The organism is Streptomyces sp. NBC_00122, from assembly GCF_045160845.1.
In the GTDB taxonomy this organism is placed as follows: Bacteria; Actinomycetota; Actinomycetes; order Streptomycetales; family Streptomycetaceae; genus Streptomyces.
Genome location: NZ_CP108191.1, coordinates 533,403 through 551,750 on the forward strand (window position 1 = coordinate 533,403; position 18,348 = coordinate 551,750).

General features: G+C 73.0%; 17 protein-coding genes. 10 read left to right on the plus strand and 7 right to left on the minus strand.

Going from position 1 to position 18,348, the window contains the following annotated elements; translation table 11 throughout:
* A complete protein-coding gene (locus OG737_RS02475) occupies nt 1-258 on the plus strand; it encodes an acyl carrier protein (RefSeq protein ID WP_328924479.1) in 258 nt (85 codons plus the stop codon).
* 86 nt (nt 259-344) lie between these two features.
* Here the strand turns inward: OG737_RS02475 and OG737_RS02480 are convergent, their stop codons facing one another.
* Nucleotides 345-1,409, minus strand: coding sequence for a methyltransferase (locus OG737_RS02480; RefSeq protein ID WP_405921137.1), 1,065 nt, complete (start codon nt 1,407-1,409; stop codon nt 345-347).
* A gap of 35 nt (nt 1,410-1,444) precedes the next feature.
* A complete protein-coding gene (locus OG737_RS02485) occupies nt 1,445-2,506 on the minus strand; it encodes a right-handed parallel beta-helix repeat-containing protein (protein WP_328924481.1) in 1,062 nt (353 codons plus the stop codon).
* Nucleotides 2,507-2,834: 328 nt separating this feature from the next.
* On the opposite strand from OG737_RS02485, the gene OG737_RS02490 reads away from it, so the two are divergent.
* The 4 genes from OG737_RS02490 (at nt 2,835) to OG737_RS02505 (ending at nt 8,485) form a co-directional block, all read left to right on the plus strand.
* Nucleotides 2,835-3,200, plus strand: coding sequence for a hypothetical protein (locus tag OG737_RS02490; protein ID WP_328924482.1), 366 nt, complete (start codon nt 2,835-2,837; stop codon nt 3,198-3,200).
* 55 nt (nt 3,201-3,255) lie between these two features.
* Entirely contained in the window at nt 3,256-7,065 is a 3,810-nt protein-coding gene (locus tag OG737_RS02495) for a helix-turn-helix domain-containing protein (RefSeq protein ID WP_405921138.1), read from the plus strand.
* 165 nt (nt 7,066-7,230) lie between these two features.
* Nucleotides 7,231-7,884, plus strand: a complete 654-nt coding sequence (locus tag OG737_RS02500; RefSeq protein WP_328930186.1) for a molybdopterin-dependent oxidoreductase — start codon at nt 7,231-7,233, stop codon at nt 7,882-7,884.
* On the plus strand, nt 7,868-8,485 hold the full coding sequence (locus OG737_RS02505; RefSeq protein ID WP_328924484.1) for a cytochrome b/b6 domain-containing protein: 618 nt from the start codon (nt 7,868-7,870) through the stop codon (nt 8,483-8,485). The genes OG737_RS02500 and OG737_RS02505 overlap by 17 nt, the downstream gene beginning before the upstream one ends.
* Before the next feature lie 70 nt (nt 8,486-8,555).
* On the opposite strand, the gene OG737_RS02510 is transcribed toward OG737_RS02505, so the two are convergent.
* Entirely contained in the window at nt 8,556-10,124 is a 1,569-nt protein-coding gene (locus tag OG737_RS02510; protein WP_405680316.1) for a hypothetical protein, read from the minus strand.
* Nucleotides 10,125-10,266: 142 nt separating this feature from the next.
* Complete coding sequence (locus OG737_RS02515) at nt 10,267-10,461, minus strand: hypothetical protein (protein ID WP_328924485.1); 195 nt, start codon at nt 10,459-10,461, stop codon at nt 10,267-10,269.
* 270 nt (nt 10,462-10,731) lie between these two features.
* On the opposite strand from OG737_RS02515, the gene OG737_RS02520 reads away from it, so the two are divergent.
* Nucleotides 10,732-11,715 (plus strand): fibronectin type III domain-containing protein, encoded by a 984-nt coding sequence (locus OG737_RS02520; RefSeq protein ID WP_328924486.1) that lies wholly within the window; start codon nt 10,732-10,734, stop codon nt 11,713-11,715.
* A gap of 137 nt (nt 11,716-11,852) precedes the next feature.
* Nucleotides 11,853-13,877 carry an ATP-binding protein gene (locus OG737_RS02525; protein ID WP_405921139.1) on the plus strand — a complete coding sequence of 675 codons (2,025 nt, stop codon included), beginning with the start codon at nt 11,853-11,855 and terminating at the stop codon, nt 13,875-13,877.
* Nucleotides 13,878-14,023: 146 nt separating this feature from the next.
* Here OG737_RS02525 and OG737_RS02530 read toward each other — a convergent pair whose 3' ends face one another.
* Nucleotides 14,024-14,209 carry a DUF5999 family protein gene (locus tag OG737_RS02530; protein ID WP_328924488.1) on the minus strand — a complete coding sequence of 62 codons (186 nt, stop codon included), beginning with the start codon at nt 14,207-14,209 and terminating at the stop codon, nt 14,024-14,026.
* Nucleotides 14,210-14,398: 189 nt separating this feature from the next.
* On the opposite strand from OG737_RS02530, the gene OG737_RS02535 reads away from it, so the two are divergent.
* Together OG737_RS02535 and OG737_RS02540 are read left to right on the plus strand one after the other, a co-directional pair.
* Complete coding sequence (locus OG737_RS02535; RefSeq protein WP_405921140.1) at nt 14,399-14,803, plus strand: SRPBCC family protein; 405 nt, start codon at nt 14,399-14,401, stop codon at nt 14,801-14,803.
* 64 nt (nt 14,804-14,867) lie between these two features.
* On the plus strand, nt 14,868-15,611 hold the full coding sequence (locus OG737_RS02540) for a hypothetical protein (RefSeq protein WP_328924490.1): 744 nt from the start codon (nt 14,868-14,870) through the stop codon (nt 15,609-15,611).
* Between the two features lie 43 nt (nt 15,612-15,654).
* On the opposite strand, the gene OG737_RS02545 is transcribed toward OG737_RS02540, so the two are convergent.
* On the minus strand, nt 15,655-16,884 hold the full coding sequence (locus OG737_RS02545; protein WP_328924491.1) for an acyl-CoA dehydrogenase family protein: 1,230 nt from the start codon (nt 16,882-16,884) through the stop codon (nt 15,655-15,657).
* A 206-nt stretch (nt 16,885-17,090) separates the two neighbouring features.
* Between OG737_RS02545 and OG737_RS02550 the strand changes: the two genes are divergently transcribed.
* Nucleotides 17,091-17,735: a TetR family transcriptional regulator gene (locus OG737_RS02550; protein ID WP_328924492.1), complete on the plus strand. Its 645-nt coding sequence runs from the start codon at nt 17,091-17,093 to the stop codon at nt 17,733-17,735.
* Between the two features lie 20 nt (nt 17,736-17,755).
* Here OG737_RS02550 and def read toward each other — a convergent pair whose 3' ends face one another.
* Nucleotides 17,756-18,310, minus strand: a complete 555-nt coding sequence (def, locus tag OG737_RS02555; protein WP_328924493.1) for a peptide deformylase — start codon at nt 18,308-18,310, stop codon at nt 17,756-17,758.
* Between the last annotated feature and the right edge of the window lie 38 nt (nt 18,311-18,348).

An 18,348-nucleotide genomic window follows, 5' to 3' on the forward strand; every position in this document is an offset into this window, starting at 1 on the left:
ATGACCGCTCGACTGACGATGGAAGAACTGGCCGCTCTGATGCACAAGGGCGCGGGCCTCACCGTCGATCCCGCCGAGATGGCGAGCCGTCCCGAGGCGGCCTTCGACGAGTGGGGGCTCGATTCCCTGGGGCTGCTCGGCATCGTCGGGGAGCTGGAGAACCGGCACGGACGGCCCCTGCCCCCCGACGCGGACCGGTGCAGGTCGCCGCGCGAGTTCCTGGACCTCGTCAACAACGCGCTGATGACCGGCGCGTGACGCGGGCGTCCGTCGCGATCAGCAGAACCCGCGCCCCCGGGACCGGCTCCGTGCCGGTCCCGGGGGCGCCGGTGTGAGAGCCGCTGTCACCCGGGGACGGTGCACTCGAACGCGTGCAGGTACGGGTTGACCGGCCGGATCTCGCCGACCTCCAGGCCGGCGTCCGCCATCCGCGTGACGAGGCTGTTCTTGGTGTGCTTCGCACCGCCCACGTTGAGCAGCAGCATCAGGTCCATGGCGGTGGTGAACTTCATGGACGGGGTGTCGTCCACCAGGTTCTCGATGATGACGACCCTGGCTCCGGGGCGGGCCGCCGCGATGACGTTGTGCAGGGTCCTGCGGGTGCTGTCGTCGTCCCACTCCAGGATGTTCTTGATGATGTACAGGTCGGCCTCCACCGGGATCGCCTCACGGCAGTCGCCGGGGAGGATCGCGGTCCGCTCGGCGAGCGGACCGCCCTCGCGCAGCCGGGGATCCGCCTTCGCCGCCACTCCCGGCAGGTCGAGCAGGACCCCTCGTACGGACGGGTGCTTCTCCAGCAGGCTCGCCAGTACGTGGCCCTGGCCGCCGCCGATGTCCGCGACCACCGAGACCCCGGTGAGGTCGAGGAGTTCCGCGACGTCCAGCGCCGACTGCATGCTGGAGGTCGTCATGGCCCGGTTGAACACGTGGGCGGACTCGTGCGCGTCCTGGTGCAGGTAGTCGAAGAAGCCCTTGCCGAACAGGTCGTGGAAGACGCTCCCGCCGGAGCGCACCGCCTCGTCGAGCAGGGGCCAGGCCTGCCAGGTCCAGGGCTCCGTGCACCACAGGGAGATGTAGCGCAGGCTGTGCGGATCGTCCTCGCGCAGCAGGCGTGACATCTCCGTGTGGACGAACGTCCCGTCCTGGGTCTCCGCGAAGACTCCGTAGCAGGACAGGGCCCGGAGCAGCCGGTGCAGCGGCTTGGGTTCGCAGTCCAGCGCCGCGGCCAGCTCGGCGGCGGTGGCGGGCGTCTCCCCGAGCTCGTCGGCGACGCCGAGACGGGCCGCCGCGCGCACGGCGGCGGCGATCGCCGCGCCGAAGACGAGCTCGCGCAGCCTCATCGCCGTCTGGGGGGCGGGGGCTGCCGCGGGAGCGGCGGTGGGGGTGGGGGTGGTGCTTACCGTGGTCATACGGCCTCGATTCCACTGATGATCGGGATCACGGGTCAGCACATCCCCGCGGGCTGGGAGGTCCCGCAGCGGTTGCCGACGAACGTGTTGCCGGACCCCGTCCCCTGGTTGGCCAGGTCCGCCGGCTGGTTGCCCCGTACGTCGTTGTCCTTGATGACGTTGTCGGTGTTCTGGGCGCCCACGAAGCTCTTGAACAGGAGGATTCCGCCGGACAGCGGCGAGGAGCCGACGTTGCCGCGGATGGAGTTCGAACGGATGACCGTCTCCTCGGCTCCGGTGAGGACGATGCCCACGCCCTGGATGTCCGGGAGGCGGGTGTTGCCCTTGCAGAACTTGTTGTTCTCGTAGATCCAGTTGCCCCGGATGACCATGGCGCCGGCGCCCGGCTCGCCCTCGTCGCCGACGACGAAGATCCCGCCGCAGTTGCCCGTCACGATGTTGTCGCTGACGGAGAGGTTCCGCACCCGCCTGACCGTGACCCCGATGCGGTTCCCGGTCAGCGTGTTGTCGCGGATCACGGCACCGCCGGTGTCGGTGGCGCCGCCCTCGCGGTCGATGGTGTTGGCGACGAAGATGCCGGACTCCGCGTTGTCACGCGCGGTGTTGTGCCGGAACACCCCCCGGGTGGACCGCTCCTGGGCGATGCCCCAGGTGCCGTTCCTCTCGGCGATCACCCCTTCGACCTTCAACCGGTCGGTACGGGTCGCCCAGATACCGCTCTTCCTGAACCCCGTCAGCGTCAGCGACCGGATGCTCACCCGGTCCACGGTCTTCTCCGCGGCTCCTATGACGCAGATACCGTTGCCGCTCTGCGCGCAGGGGTTCTCGGCGCGCGCGGGCGCGGCCGGAGGCATGATCACGGTCCCCGGCCCCGACCCGCGCAGGCTCAGGGGCTTCGTGATGTTCACGCTCTCGTGGTAGGTGCCGGGGAGCACGCGGATGCGGTCTCCCGGCAGTGCGGCATCCACCGCTTCCTGGATCGATTCGCCCGGATGCACCGTGCGCGTGGCCGCCTCGGCGGGCGGGGCCGCCACGCCGAGGCCTGCGGCCATGACGACTGAGATGCATGCGAGGACCGTGAGCTGTCGATTCGTCACAATGCCGAAGTTATGGGCGATCCGGGCAAATCGCCACAATGCACAAGCGGAAGAAGACAACCCGTGGGCAAACGGCCTCTTTTTGAGGTCCGGACGAGTGGCCGCCCGCGCGTCGCCTTGGCGCCCCGCGACCCGCCGGCGACCCGCCCGCGGAACGCCCCGCCCGGGCCACCCGGGACGCGGGGGTTGACCTCCGGCACGCGGCCCGGCTGGTCGCCGGGGGTTTCCCGGGCACTCCCCCGACGGGCAACGGGAAACCCGTCGACCCCGGCGCGCGGCGCCCGCAGGCTGGAACCGTCCGCACCAGGCACGACCCCAAGGGGAAATCATGCGCAAGATGTTCCGCGGCGCCGCCGCGCTCGCCACCGCAGCCGCCGCCGTGATCGCGCTCAGCGGTACCTCCCTGGCCCAGCCGGCCGACGCGTGGGCGGGCTGCCCGGACGGGGCGGTCTGCATCTACCCCCAGAACCAGAACCCCGCCGTCAAGCCGACCCACGTCTTCTACAGCTACGGTGCGCACAATCTGAGCAACCAGCACGGGAACCACTGGGTGCTCAACAACCAGTACGACGGTGCGACCGCAAACCTGTGCACCGGCAGCAACGGCGGTGGCTGCGGCAGCCCGATCGCCGCCAAGACCGGTGTCTACGCCGACCTGACGCCCGTCAACTCGATCCGCCTCAACCGGGCGTAATCGGTCCGACCCCGGCTGTAGCCTGGGCAGTGCCATCTCACTGCCTGGGCACGCCATGGGGGATGTCTTGGGGGATCCGGACCGCCGACGGAAATCCGATCACCAGCACGAATCGTCCGACGACGACACCACACCGCCCTTTCCCGCACAGCTGCGACGTCTGCGTGTGCAACGCGGTCTGTCACTCGCCGACATGGCCCGCCGGACGCACTACAGCAAGGGCTATCTGAGCAAGATCGAGACCGGCTCGAAGCGGGTGACCGCCGACGTGGCGCGCCGCTGCGACGAGGTACTGGGGGCGGGGGGCGAACTGCTGCGGATGGTACGGGAGACAGGACCGCCCGGCCCCGGCACCGATGCCGGGGCCGGGACGGGGACGGAGACCGGGCAGCAGTCGGACGGCGAGTGCCCCTACCGCGGCCTGTCGGCCTTCACCGCGCGGGACGCGGAGTGGTTCTTCGGCCGGGAACGGGCGACGGCCGAGCTGGTCGAGCGGGTCTTCGAACGCGTCGGCAGTGGGCCGCTGATGCTGGTCGCCCCGTCGGGCGCCGGCAAGTCCTCCCTGCTGAACGCCGGTCTCGTACCGGCTCTGCGGCGCCGGGGCGGGTTCCCGATGCCCGGCGCCGCCGGATGGCCGGTGGTGCGGTTCACTCCCACCGCGCATCCGCTGGAGGAGCTGCTGGACCGGACCGCGAAGGTCCTGGGCAGCGATCCCGGCATCACCGCCCAGGAGCTGCGCGACCGGCCCCGGGTGCTGCTCGAAGCCGTCCGCCGGCTGTCGGACCCGGGCCGCCGCCTTCCGCCCGTCCGGCTCGTGCTGATCATCGATCAGTTCGAGGAGCTGTTCACCCTCTGCTCCGGTGAGGAGGAGCGGCACGCCTTCGTACGGGTGCTGTCGGCCCTGTCCACCGCGGGGCCAGCGGGGGCCGGCCCGGATCCCGCCGTGGTGGTGCTCGGCGTACGGGCGGACTTCTCCGGGAGCTGTCTGGACGTGCCGGAGCTGGCCACGGTCTTCACGGCGGGGCTGTTCGTACTGCCCCCGATGACCCTTGCGGAGCTGCGGGAATCGATCACGCGTCCGGCGGAACTCGCCGGGGTCACCCTCGAACCGGGCCTGGTCCCCCTGCTGCTGCGCGACGCCGGTCTGCGCGAGGACACCCCCGGCCACACCCCCTCCGGCGCACTGCCGCTGGTCTCGCACGCGCTGATGGCCACCTGGCAGCGACGCCGGGGCGCCACCCTGACCGTCGCCGGGTACGAGCGGACCGGCGGCATCCAGGGCGCGATCGCGCGGACCGCCGAGACCGTCTTCGCCCGCCTGTACACGGACGAGCAGCGGACGATCCGCCGCGTGCTGGTGCGCCTGGTCCACGTCGCCGACGGCACGGGCGCCACCCGCCGCCGGATGAACCGCGCCGCCCTGATGGAACAGCTGGTCGACGCCGACCGGGCCGCGGCGGCGCTCGACACCTTCGTCCGGGCCCGGCTGATCACCATGGACAGCGACACCGTCGAGATCACCCACGAGGCCCTGCTGCACGCCTGGCCGCGGCTGCGCGGCTGGATCAACGCCGACCGGGCGGGCCTGCTGATCCACCAGCAGCTGTCCCACGCCGCCGCCGAATGGGAGCGCGAGGACCGCGATCCGTCGGCCCTCTACCGCGGGACCCGGCTGGACACCGCCCGCGCGTGGGCCGACGAGCTCGACGGTCGCAGCGGGCTCGGGCCGCTGGAGGAGGCCTTCCTGCGGGCGAGCCGGGCCGCGGAGGCCGGCCGGGAGCGGCTGGCCCGGCGTCAGGTGCGCCTGCGGCAGTGGATGCTGGCCACGCTCGTGGTCCTGCTGGTCCTCGCCGTGGGCGCCGGCGGGCTGGCGTACGAGCAGCGCGCGGGTGCGCTCGGCCAGGAGCGCGTCGCCCGGTCCCGGGCGCTCGCCCTGCAGTCCGCGTCGCTGGCCGCGGGCCAGCCGGAGGCGTCGATACTGCTCGCCGGGGAGGCGTACCGGACGGCGGCGACCACCGAGGCGCGCGGAGCCCTGCTGAGCACCCAGGCCCAGCCGTTCATCGCCCGGCTCGGCGGGCACGGCGGGCCCGTGAACGCGGTGGCCTTCGCGCCGGGGAACGGCACGCTGGCGACGGCCGGTTCGGACGGGACGGTGACGCTGCGGCGGCTGGCCGACCGTCGTACGACGGCGGCCTTCACCATGGCCGGCCGGGTCCGCGCCGTCGCCTTCAGCCCCGACGGCCGGACGCTCGCGGCCGCCTCGACGGACGGTCCCGCGCGGCTCTGGGACATCGCGGGCGGCCGTACGGCGGCGGTCCTCCCGGCGAGCACCACCGGCGCCCGGGCGGTGGCCTTCGCCCCCGACGGGCTGACTCTGGCCGTCGGGTCCCCCGACGGGACCGTCCAGCTGTGGGAGGCCGCCGGGGAGCACCGGGCCGTGGCCGACCTCGACGGCCATACCGGCAGGGTCAACGCTCTGGCGTACGCGCCGGACGGCCGCACGCTGGTCTCGGCCGGCTCGGACCGGACCGTACGGCTGTGGGACCCGGTGGAGGCCCGCCCGCTGGCCGTCTTCGCCGGGCACACGGACGAGGTGCTGGGGGCGGCGTTCGCTCCGGACGGGCAGTCCGTCGCCACCGGGGGCGTCGACCGGACCGTACGGCTGTGGGACGTGGCGGGGCGCCGGATCACCGCGACGCTGACCGGGCACAGCGACGACGTCAACGGCGTGGCCTACACGCCGGACGGGACGACGGTCGTCAGCGCGGGCGGCGACGGGACGACCCGGCTGTGGGACGTGCGCGGCGGCCGGCTGACGGCGACGCTCGCCGGGCACACCGACTACGTGCTCGGGGTGGCGGTGGACTCCGCGGGCGCCGTGCTGGCCACCGCCGGGTTCGACCAGTCGGTGGTGCTGTGGGACCTGCGCGGCCCGGTGCTGGCGTCGCGTCCGTTCACGGAGGTCTGGCACGCCGTGTACAGCCCCGACGGCAGACTGCTGGCCACCGCGGAAGCGGATCACACGGTGCGCGTGTGGGACGTGGCGGAGCGACGGGTGGTGGCCGCGTTCGCGGGGCACACCGAGACGGTGTTCTCGGTGGCCTTCGCCCCCGACGGACGCACGCTGGCCTCGGCGGGCTCCGACGGCACCATCCGGCTGTGGGACGTGGCGGCTCGCGCACCGGCGGCCACCCTCGCCGGCCGGGGCGGGACCGTGTTCGCGGTGGCCTTCGCCCCCGACGGGCGCACGCTCGCCGCTGCCGGCGCGGACGGCACGGTGCGGCTGTGGGACGTCCCGGCACGCCGCCCGCTCGCGGTGCTCACCGGCCACACGGACTTCGTCAACGACGTGGTGTTCAGCCCCGACGGGCGCACCCTGGCGAGCGCCGGCGACGATCTGACCGTACGGCTGTGGGACCTCTCGGCGCACGCTGCGGGCGGAATCCCGGCTCCGGCCGTGCTCTCCGGCCATACGGGCGCGGTGCGGGGCGTGGCCTTCAGTCCGGACGGGCGGACCCTCGCCAGCAGCGGCAACGACGGGACGGTCCGCCTGTGGGACGTCCGCCGCCGGCGCTTCGAGGCGGCGCTCACGGGGCACACCGGCTCCGCGCGGGGCATCGCCTTCTCCCCCGACGGCCGGACCCTGGCCAGCAGCGGCAACGACCGTACGGTGCGGCTGTGGGACGTGGCCGGGCGCCGCCTCGTGGCCGCGCTGGCCGGCCATGCCAGCGCGGTGTGGGGGGTCTCCTTCTCGCCCGACGGGCGGACGGTGGCCAGCAGCAGCACCGACGGGACCGTGCGGCTGTGGAGCCTGGACGTCGGGGCCCGGCTCGCGGAGATCGACCGCTGCTGCCGCCACGGCTGAGGTCCCGGCGGCGGCGCCGGCCGCCAGGTGTGACGAAAGTCTGACGTGCCGCCGCGACCCCTGGTCTCCGGGGACCGGCGGTGGTCGAATCGGCGGGTGAGCACAGAAGAGCGCGCAGACCCCGACGGCCGGGGCACCCCGGTCGGGCGCCGGCTGGTCCTGGGGATGCTCGGCCTCGGCGCGGCCGGGCTCGTCACCGCCCCCTACCTCCAGCACGGCTTCGAGAGCGTCGCCGACAAGGACCCCACCGGGATCAGCGGGCTGCTGCCGAACGGCGGCGGGTTCCGCTACTACTCGGTCGCCTCGTCCGTTCCCGAGCGGGGCCCGGAGGACTACCGCCTCACGGTCGGCGGGCTCGTCGACCGCCCGGTGGAGTACACCCTCGACGCGCTGCGGGCGCTCCCGCAGACCCGGGTGGTCCGGGACGTGCAGTGCGTGACCGGCTGGCGGGTCCCGGGTACCGCTTTCGAGGGGGTGCCGCTCTCGCGGCTGCTCGACGCCGCCGGGGTACGACCCGAGGCCCGGGCCATCCGCTTCGACTGCTTCGACGGCACCTACACCGAGAGCCTCACCCTCCCGCAGGCCCGCCGCGACGACGTCCTGGTCGCCCTGCGGATGCAGGACCGGCCGCTGGGCCACAGCCACGGCGGACCGGTGCGGCTGTACGTCGCCCCGATGTACTTCTACAAGTCGGCCAAGTGGCTCTCCGGGATCACCCTCACCGAGAAGGTCGAGCCGGGCTACTGGGAGCTCCTGGGCTACGACGTCGACGCGTGGGTCGGCCGCTCGAACGGACGTGACGATGCCCCCACCGTCTGAACGGGCCGCGCGCGTGCGCCGCTTCAGCCGCGCCGAGCGCCTGGTCCACCGGTCCACGGCCGCGCTCGCCCTGGTGTGCGTGGCGGGCGCCGCCTGCCTCTACCTGCCGCCGCTCGCCGAACTGGTGGGCCGCCGGCACCTGGTCGTCACCGTGCACGAGTGGTCCGGGCTGCTGCTCCCGCTGCCCTTCCTGCTGGGCCTCGCCTCCCCCGCCTTCCGCGCCGACCTGCGCCGGCTGAACCGCTTCGGGCCGCACGACCGCCAGTGGCTGCGGGCCGCGCTGCGCCGGGACCGCACGGGGCCGCGGCCCGCCGGGAAGTTCAACGCCGGGCAGAAGGTGTACGCGGGCTGGCTGGCCGGGGCGGTCCTGGTGATGCTCGGCACCGGGCTCCTGATGTGGTTCACCGGCCTCGCCCCGCTGGTCTGGCGGACCGCCGCCACCTTCGTCCACGACTGGCTGGCCCTGGCCCTCGGCATCGTGCTCGCCGGGCACATCGGCAAGGCCCTGGCCGATCCGGAGGCTCGGCGCGGCATGCGCACGGGCTCGGTCGGGCGGTCGTGGGCCGCGCGCGAGCACCCGCTGTGGCGGCCCGAGGAGTGAGCCCCCGCCGTGACGACGGGGGCTCGGCTCCCCGGGGAGGGCCTGGGCCGAGGCGATCGTCCGGCCGGGATCAGCCGCCGTCGCGGACCGCGACGATGCCGTTGAAGACGCCGACGTACGCGGTACCGTCGGGCCCGAGGGTGATCGGGGCCCAGTTGTTGTCGTACAGCGCGCCGGTGCCCGTCAGCTGCCGCCAGCGGCGCTCGCCGGTACGGAAGTCCACCGCGGTGAGGTACCAGGCGTCGATGCCCCAGAAGCTGGGCTCCTTCTCGTAGAAGTAGAGCAGCCCGTTCCCGGTGGAGAGCTTCGGGACGACGGAGGGCGAGCGGATCGCGCTCTCCCACACCGTGTCGCAGCCGCTGCCGTCGGCGCGGACGTCGATGCGGGCCACCCCGCCGACGACGGACTTGCCCAGCAGCAGGGTCGTGGGGTTCTCGTAGCCGTAGTTGTTCTCGACGACGATGCTGTTGCCCCAGGTGATCAGGGAGTTGTCTGTGGTCGAGGCGCCGGGGCCGAACACCGGCACCTTGCAGACCAGCCGCCGGTCCGCGGGCACGTCCACGCCCCGCTTGTAGACCAGGACGTTCATCCGGTCGTCGGCGTTGTCGGTGATCGCGACGTAGCCGTTGCCGAAGAGGTCCGGGGTGGTGCCCGAACCCTGGTTCACGGAGCCGGGCTTGGTCCCGGTGCCGCGGTCGTACGTCTGGCGCCACTGTGCCTCGGGGGTGCCGTCGGCGGCGGCGCGGAAGCTGTAGAGCGCGTGGTCGGTGACGATGGAGACGCCGTCCTCGGCGACCGAGAAGGAGTTCTGGATCTCCTCGCCGTCGAGCCGGACGGAGCGGATCCGCGAGGTCGCCGGGTCCACGGTGCCGACGCGGCCCTGGCGGGTGACCCACCAGATGCGGCCGTTCCAGTCGGGCATGACGGAGGTGACGGGGTCACAGGTGCCGCTGGGCCACAGGTTGGTCCAGCTGACGCAGTCGTGCGGGACCTGGCCGGTGAGGTCCCAGTCGTTGTCGACGGTGAACTTCCAGCTGCCGTCGGCGTTCTGGCTGTGGGCGAGGCGCAGGACGTGCTGGCGGGAGTCGGCCAGCACCGCCCGGTCCTGGTCGTCCAGGTAGAAGTAGGCGCCGCCCGAAGTGTCCTTGAAGATCTTCGCGAAGTCGAGCGAGGTGATCGCCTCGACCGTGGAAGAACGCTGCGGGAGCTGGTACTCCGCGAGCGTGGCGAGCGTACGGGGCTCCAGGAGCTTGGCCTTGAAGCCCGAGAAGGTGCCGCACACCGTGACGAGCCGGCCGCCCGCGTCGAAGGTGGCGGTGGCGCATTCCCCGCCGAGGGCGGCGATCTTCTCGCTGGTCACCCGGGGGTTCTTGCCGAGCGGCCCGCTCCAAGGGGACGTGGCACTGCCGGCCGCGTCGGAGTGCATGCCGCTGCGGCCGTTGGGCGCGAGGAAGGGGTGCTGCGGCGGCGCCTCGCCGGGCAGCGGTGCGGCCGGCGCGGGGCTGCCGTCGTAGTGGCTGACCAGGCGGTGGCCGGGGGCCTTGGGTATCTCGTCGGCCTGGGCCGGCGAGACTCCGTACATCACCGTGAACGCGGCGACGACCGGGACCACAGCGCAGTTCAGCGCTCTTCGGAACATCCGGGACCTCCTCCGTTTCTCTGCGGGTTCTATTGACACCACGTCTGACATCGCACCGCCGCCAGACGCTAGATCGCACTGCCCGAGGAGTCCATGGAAGAGCCGGATGATTCACGAGGGCGCAACAGTCGATCAACGATCCCTAGGGGTTGAGACTGGAGACCGCGTTCGCGGTGGCCGTCAGACTGTCGTGGATGGCCGCGGCCATGCTGCTGCTCGCGAGGTAGAAGCCGAGCAGTACGCACACGAGGGCGTGCGAGAACTTGAGCCCGCCGCTGCGCACGAAGATCCAGGCGAGGATGAAGAGCAGGACGACCACGGAGAGGGAAATCACCATCGAAACCTCCTTACTCGGCGCCATGGTGGCGCAGGCGGGGGTACCGGCGGGCGAAAGACGTGTCCTCCGTACGGGTGTTGACCGTCCGTGACGGACGGACGGTCCTTGACGATCCCGTTCCAGCGGGTCGTACGGCCGGGTTGTCGTACCGGGCGCGTGCCGGACGTGATCGGAAGAAGCCGAACCGGGCACGGCAGGGGTCTTGCCGGGCCCGCGGCCCCCGCGCCATATATGTCTAGACCTTTACGAGGAAGCGGAGGATGGCACCCCGTGCGACGCACCGCCCCGACCCTCGCTCCCCGCCTGGCCCGCGGCCCGCGCCTGGCCCTCGGGCTGTGCCTGGGCCTCGCCGGACTGGCGGCGTGCACCGCGCCCGACACCGAGGCCCCGCCCGCACCCGCCGGGCTCACCGCACAGCCCGGCAGCGCCACGACCGTGCACGTCATGTGGGAAGAGGCCGCCGAGCGCGACGGGGTGACCGGCTACCAGGTCTTCGAGTCCGGCCGCCTGGTCCGCGAACTCCCGGCCGGCAAGACCATGGTGGACATCACCGGCCTCACTCCGCAGACCGGCTACGCCTTCACGGTCCGCGCCGAGGACGCCGCCGGGAACCTCTCCGGGACGGGTCCGGCCGTACGGGCGACCACCCCGGCCGCGTCCGCCGAGGACCGTCTGGCGCCCACCGCCCCGGCCGCCACCACGGCCCGGGCCACCGGGCCCCGTGCCGCCTGGGTGTCCTGGTCCGCCGCCACGGACGACACGGGCGTGACGGCGTACGACGTCTACCAGGGCGGCGTCCGGATCCACACCGCCGGCCCCGGGGAGACCGGCACCGCGCTGAGCGGCCTCCAGCCCGACACCGTCTACACGTTCACCGTGCGGGCCCGCGACGGGGCGGACAACTCCTCCCCCGACGGCCCGGCGGTGGACGTGACCACCCCGCCCGCCTCCGGTGACGGACCGGGCACCGCACCCGCCGGGTTCACGGCGACCGCCTCCCCCGGCGCGGTCACGCTCACCTGGACCGCCCCGGAAACCGGGCGCGAGACCAGCGAGTACGAGCTGTACGTCAACGGACGGCCCACCACCGTCATCCAGTTCGGCACGGGTGCGGTCCCCAGCGGACGTGCGGAGCACCGGATCACGGTGACCGAGCCCGCCGGTACCGTGTGGGCGGTCAAACTGCGCGCCCGGCTGCCCGACGGCAACTGGGGCGCTTTCTCTGCGGAGCGGACAGTCACCCTCATAGCGTGAAATCCGGCAACGATCTGGCCTGAACAGCACGGCCGGGTACGGAGATCGCGCACAATACTCCCGTGTTCGGTGAGTACTCGGTCAACAACAATCAGCCAGATTCCGCAGGCGGCGGCGGTGCGTCAGACTCCGGCGGCGTGCCGGGAAACCTGCCGCCGGAATCGGCGAGCTTCGTCGGCCGGGAGCGCGAACTCGGCCTTCTCGACGGCCTGTTGCGCGAGCACAGGCTGGTCACACTCACCGGCGTGGGCGGTGTCGGCAAGTCCCGGCTCGCCCTGCGGGCCACCGCCGCGGCCTGCCGGGACCGGCGGGACGGCGTGGGGTGGGTCGAGCTGTCGCCGCTGCGCGACCCCGCCCTGCTCGCCACGGCCGTCGCCCACGCCGTCGGCCTCGCCGACCACTCCGCGCGCTCCCTCGACGAGGAGCTGTGCGCGTGGATGGCCGACAAGGAACTCCTCCTCGTCCTGGACACCTGCGAGCACCTGGTGGCAGCCTGCCGCCACCTGGTGGGTGAACTCCTGCAGTCCGCCCCCGGGCTGACGGTCCTGATCACCTCCCGGGAGCCGCTCGGCTCCCCCGGCGAGGAGGTCGTCGAGATCCGCCCGCTGCCCTGCGAGGGGCCCGACAGTGACGCCCTCACCCTCTTCCGCGCCCGCGCCCTCGCCGCGACCCCGCAGGCGTCGGCCGCCTTCGAGGACGCCGGCCGGACCGCGGTCGCGGCCGAGCTCTGCCGCCGCCTCGACGGGATCCCGCTCGCCCTGGAACTGGCCGGCGCCCGGATGCGGCTGTGGACCCTGGAGCAGATGGCGGAGCGGATCGGCGAGCGCTTCGACATGCTCGCCGACACCCGGGCCGTCATGCTGCCCCGGCACCAGACGATGCGGACCACGATCGGCTGGAGCCACGAGCTGTGCGAGCCGCTGGAACGGCTGTTGTGGGCCCGGCTCTCCGTCTTCACCGGGGACTTCGACATCGCCGCCGCCCGGGCCGTGTGCGCGGGCGGTCCGCTGCCCGCCTCGCGGGTGGAGCGGGTGCTGGCGGGCCTGGTCACCAAGTCGGTGGTCCGGCGCACCGAGGAGCGGGGCGGCGGAGCCCGCTACCGGATGCTGGACACGATCCGCGAGTACGGGCACGACTGGCTGGGCGAGCTCGGCGAGCGGCGGATCGTCGCCGACCGGCACGCCCACTGGTACGGGGCCCTCACCCAGGCCGCCGAGCGGGGCTGGCTCGGCCCCGGGCAGGTGGACTGGTACCGCAGGATGACCGCCGAGCACGCTCAGCTGCGTACGGCCCTAGAGCACCTGCTGGGCAACGACCCGGCAGCGGCACTGGAGATGGCCGGGACGCTGTGGTTCTACTGGTTCGCGTGCGGACACGTGCACGAGGGCCGCGGCTTCCTGGAACGGGCGCTGCACGCCGCCCCGGCAGCGGGCGCCGCCCACAACCAGGCCGTGTGGGCCCTCGGGCTGACCGCGCTGCTCCAGGGCGACATGGACACGGCCCGCCGGACCGGCGAGGAGTGCGCCCGGGGCGCGGCCCCGCTCGCGGACCCCGAACAGGAGCTGCGCGCGGCCTACTTGCAGGCGGCGTCGGTGCTGATGCCGGGCGACCCCGTACGGGCCCTCGCGCTGGGCGGTCCACGGGCCCGGGCGGGCCACGGCGGGCGGCCCAGCGGCCCGGGCTGGCTCCTGTGCAAGCTGGCCAGCGGCTACGCCCTGTGCGACCTCGGGCGCTTCGAGGAGGCCACCGAGGAGGCGCGGTCCCTGCGGGAGACCTGCGCGGAGCTGGGCGAGCGCTGGCTGCGGGCGTACGCCGACTACGTGCTGGCGGTGGCCGCACTGGGCCTGGGCGACCACGGGGAGGCGGCCCGGCACGTGCGGGCCATGCTGTCCGGCAAACGGCTGCTCGGCGACCGCTTCGGCATCGCGCTGGGCCTGGACCTGCTGGCCGCGGCGGTGGCGGGGCTGGGTGACGGGGAGCTGGCGGCGCGGCTGCTGGGCACCGGGCACGCCTGGTGGCGCACGGTCGGCCGGCCGCAGATGGGCGGCGCGCCCTCGCTGATGGCCCTGCGGGACCAGGGCGAGCGGCAGGCCAGGGCGGCGATCGGCGACGCCGCCTTCGAGGCGGCGTTCCGGGGCGGCGCGGCGGCGTCCACCGGCTGACCGGCAGCCGGTGGACGGCTTGCTAAATCCTGGGCTCCCGTCAGTACGGGAGGGGTCTGCCCGACGGTGTGCGCAGATCCAGGTCTCGGGGGGCGGGCTTGGGGACGGGCTTGCGGATCAGCTGCTGGCGCATGCTGCCTCCTCGCTCAGACCAGGACCGGGCGGCGGGGTTCCACCGCACGGCCGTCGGGGAGCAGTTCACCGGTGTCGTCGAAGACGACGGCGCCGTTGCACAGCAGGCTCCAGCCCTGTTCGGGATGGAAGGCCACGGTACGGGCGGCATCGTGGTCTGCGCTGTCTACGGCAGGACAGGGGGGCTGGTGGGAGCACATCGGCGCACCTCCTCGCAATGTGGGGCGGGGGAGCCGGTGGTCACCCGGTCGAATCCGCGATCCACGGTGGCGGTGAGTATTGCTGATCGCCACCCCCGGACGGAACCCATATTCGCGGTCCAGTTCAGGGTGTGTATGCCCGATTACCATGCGCTCATGCCCGGTATCCGGTTTGTTCACCGTACCCATTTGCCGGCGGCCGAGACCTGGCTGAGGCTGACGGACTGGGAGCGCCACGGCTCGCAGGTCCCCTTCACCCGGACGATCATCGTCACGGAGCCCCCGACGCGCGCCGGAACGCTCTTCACGGCGCGCACGGGTGTGGGCAGGATCACATTCGACGATCCGATGGAGGTCGTGCTCTGGAACCCGCCCGACGGGGACTCGGGCGGGCTGGTGAGGCTCGTCAAGCACGGACGCGCCGTCCTGGGCTGGGCGGAGATCGCGATCCGCCCGCTTCCGGGCGGCGGCACGGAGATCGTCTGGACCGAGGAGCTGCGCCTGCGCGGGCTCCCCCGCCTGCTCGACCCGGTGGTCGCCGCGGCCGGCCGGTTCGTCTTCTCCCGCGCCCTGCGCGGCATTCTGCGCCCGTAGGCGGCGGGTTAGGGTTCGAGCCGTCACCACGCCGGTGATCACCGCGAGAACGAGGGGGATCTCCGTGGCCACCCCGCCACCGCCGCAGCAGGGCCCGTACTGGCAGCAGCAGCCGCCACCGTGGCAGGCGGGCCCGTACGTTCCGCACCAGCCCGGGGGCCCGTACGCCCGCCTCACGCCGGAGCAGGGGGCCTACGGCTGCCGGGTCTGCGGGGCGCTGCCCGTCGCGGAGACGACGGTCCACGGCCATCAGGGCATGATCGTGCTGATGCGGTTCCTCAGCCGCAAGGGGCCGTTCTGCCGCGACTGCGGGCTCGCCGTCGTCCGCGACATGTCCGCGAAGACCCTGTGGCAGGGCTGGTGGGGCCCGCTTTCCGTGTTCATCACGCCGGTCACCCTGCTGACCAACCTCGCCCCGTGGGGAAGGCTGCGCAAGCTCGGTCCGCCGGTGGGCGGCGCCATGCCCCCGCTCGACCCGGGCAGGCCGCTGTGGCGGCGCCCGGTGGCGCTGGCCGGCCTCGTCCCGCTGCTCGCCGTGATCCTCGCGTTCCCCGCCCTGATCCTGATCGGCCTGCTGGCGGGCGACGACAGCGGCCCGAGGAAGCTCGCCGTGGGCACGTGCGTGCAGGACGCGGACCGCTTCCGCACCGAGGAGCTGGTCGTCGAGAGCTGCGATTCCGCGCTGGCCAGGTACCGGATCACCAAGCGGTTGGACACCCCCGGCGCGACCTGCGCGGAAGGCGAGCTGATCAGCGTCTCCGAGCGCAGCCTGGAGGCCGCGCCCCTCTGCCTCGCGCCGTGGCGCTGAGGCCCGTCCCCGGGCCCCGGCGCCACCGGCGCGGCGCCGCGGTCTAGCGGATCGGCATGTCGGAGATCGTGCGGGCGATCACCAGCCGCTGGATCTCGCTGGTCCCCTCGAAGATCGTGTAGATCGCGCTGTCGCGGTGCATGCGCTCCACCGGGTACTCGCGGGTGTAACCGTTGCCGCCGAGGATCTGGAGTGCCTGGGCGGTCACCTTCTTCGCGACCTCGCTCGCGTAGAGCTTGGACATCGAGCCCTCGGCCGAGGTGAACGGCCGGCCCGCGACCGCCATCCAGGACGCCCGCCACACCAGCAGCCGGGCCGCGTCGATCTGCGTCCGCATGTCGGCGAGCTGGAAGGCCACGCCCTGGTTGTCGATGATCGGGCGGCCGAACTGCGTGCGCGTCTTGGCGTAGTCGAGCGCGACCTCGTACGCGGCCCGCGCCGTGCCGACCGCCATGGCGCCGACCGCCGGACGGGACGCCTCGAAGGTGGCCATGGCCGCGTTCTTCACGCGCTCGCCGCCCCCGCTGCGCGCCCGCTCGTGGGCCCTGGCGAGCCGCTCGTCCAGCTTCTCCTTGCCGCCGAGCAGGCAGGACCCGGGGACCCGTACGTCCTCCAGCACCACCTCGGCGGTGTGCGAGGCGCGGATGCCGTGCTTCTTGAACTTCTGGCCCTGGGAGAGGCCCGGGGTGCCCGGCGGCACGATGAAGGAGGCGTGCCCCTTGGTGCCGAGCTCCGGGTCGACGACGGCGACGACGATGTGGACGTTGGCTATGCCGCCGTTGGTCGCCCAGGTCTTGGTGCCGTTGAGCACCCACTCGTCCTTGGCCTGGTCGTAGACGGCCCGGGTGCGCATGGCGCCGACGTCGGAGCCCGCGTCCGGCTCGGAGGAGCAGAAGGCGGCGACCTTCACGTCGTTCTGGTCGCCGTACATCTGCGGGATCCAGGTGCCGATCTGCTCCTCGGTGCCGTTGGCGACGACGCCGATGGCCGCGAGCCCGGTACCGACGATCGACAGGGCGATGCCCGCGTCGCCCCAGAAGAGCTCCTCCATCGCCATCGGGACGCCGAGGCCGGTGGGGTCGAAGAACTGCTGGGCGTAGAAGTCCAGCGAGTAGATGCCGACCTTCGCGGCCTCCTGGATGACGGGCCAGGGAGTCTCTTCGCGCTCGTCCCATTCCGCGGCCGCGGGCCGGATCACGTCGGCGGCGAAGCCGTGGATCCAGTCCCGCACCTGCTTCTGGTCGTCGCCCAGCTCCATGGTGAACTCCGCCATGTCCCCTCCACCTGTCTGTACTGGTCCATGCATGGGTTACTAGCGGTAACCAACACGAGGCCACAGTCTGTTACCGGTCAGTAAGCAGTGTCAAGCGCGGGCCGTGCCGCCGTGGAGGCCGCCGCCGCTTCGATCGACCGGGTGTGCGGGGTGTTACGTTGCGTGGGCGTCACGCACATCGCAAGGGCGGGGAGAGAAAACACATCATGGAGACCACGCAGCAGGCAGGCGAGCCGGGAGCGGCCGAGCGACGGCGCCGGGAGCTGCTCGAAGCCGCCGACCGGGTCGTGCTCAGGGACGGCCCCAAGGCCTCCATGAACGCGATCGCGGCGGAGGCCGGCATCACGAAGCCGATCCTCTACCGGCACTTCGGCGACAAGGCGGGCCTCTACCAAGCGCTCGCCGTCCGGCACACCGACGCCCTGCTCGGCTCGCTGCGGGCCGCGCTCGACGCCCCCGCCGAGCGGCGCCGCCGGGTGGAGGCCACTCTCGACACCTACCTCGCCGCCATCGAGGCCCGCCCGCAGGTCTACCGCTTCCTGATGCACCCGGCCGAGGACTCCCAGAGCGCCGAACGGGGCTTCGACGTCGGCCTGCACTCGGCCCCGCTGCTGCGCCGCCTCGGCGAGGAGCTGGCCGAGGTGATCGGCGAGCGCGTGGACCTGGGCCCGGGCGGCGAACGCCTGGCCCGCGTCTGGGGTCACGGCATCGTCGGCATGATGCACGCGGCCGGCGACTGGTGGCTCGGCGAACGCCCCTGCGAGCGCGCGGAACTGGTCACGGGCCTCACCGACCTCCTCTGGGGCCGCCTGGGCACGGCGGGCAACCGCGCGGACGGCCCGGGCTTCTGACCCGCGCCGAGGCGACCTGGCTAACCGCGCGGCGCCGCGGCACCCCACGGCGTCTTGCGGATCGCGCGCCGGAGCCTGCGCGCGCGCAGGCCCGTGACCCGGTCCGCGTAGACCGTGCCCGCGAGGTGGTCGCACTCGTGCTGCAGGCACCGCGCGAAGAATCCGGTGCCCTCGATCCGTACCGGCGCCCCGTCGGAGGTGACCCCTTCGACGACCGTGCGGTCGAAGCGCGCGGTACCCGCCTCCAGCCCGGGCAGCGAGAGGCAGCCCTCGGGACCGAGGAACTCGTCCCCGTCGGCCGCCACCAGGCGCGGGTTGACGATGTGCCCGACGTGCCGGACGTCCTCGTCGTCGGGGCAGTCGTAGACGAACACCCGCTGCCCGACCCCGATCTGGTTCGCGGCGAGGCCGACGCCCTCGGCGGCGTACATCGTCGCGAACATGTCCTCGATGAGCCGGTCGAGGACCGGACCGAATTCGGTGACCTCCGCGCAAGCGGAATGGAGCACCGGATCGCCCAGGAGGCTCATGGTGCGGACGAGGCCGGTGGTGCCGGGGATGGGGCGCTGTCGCATGGCCGTAAGCCTACGACGGGCGAATATATGAGGAGATC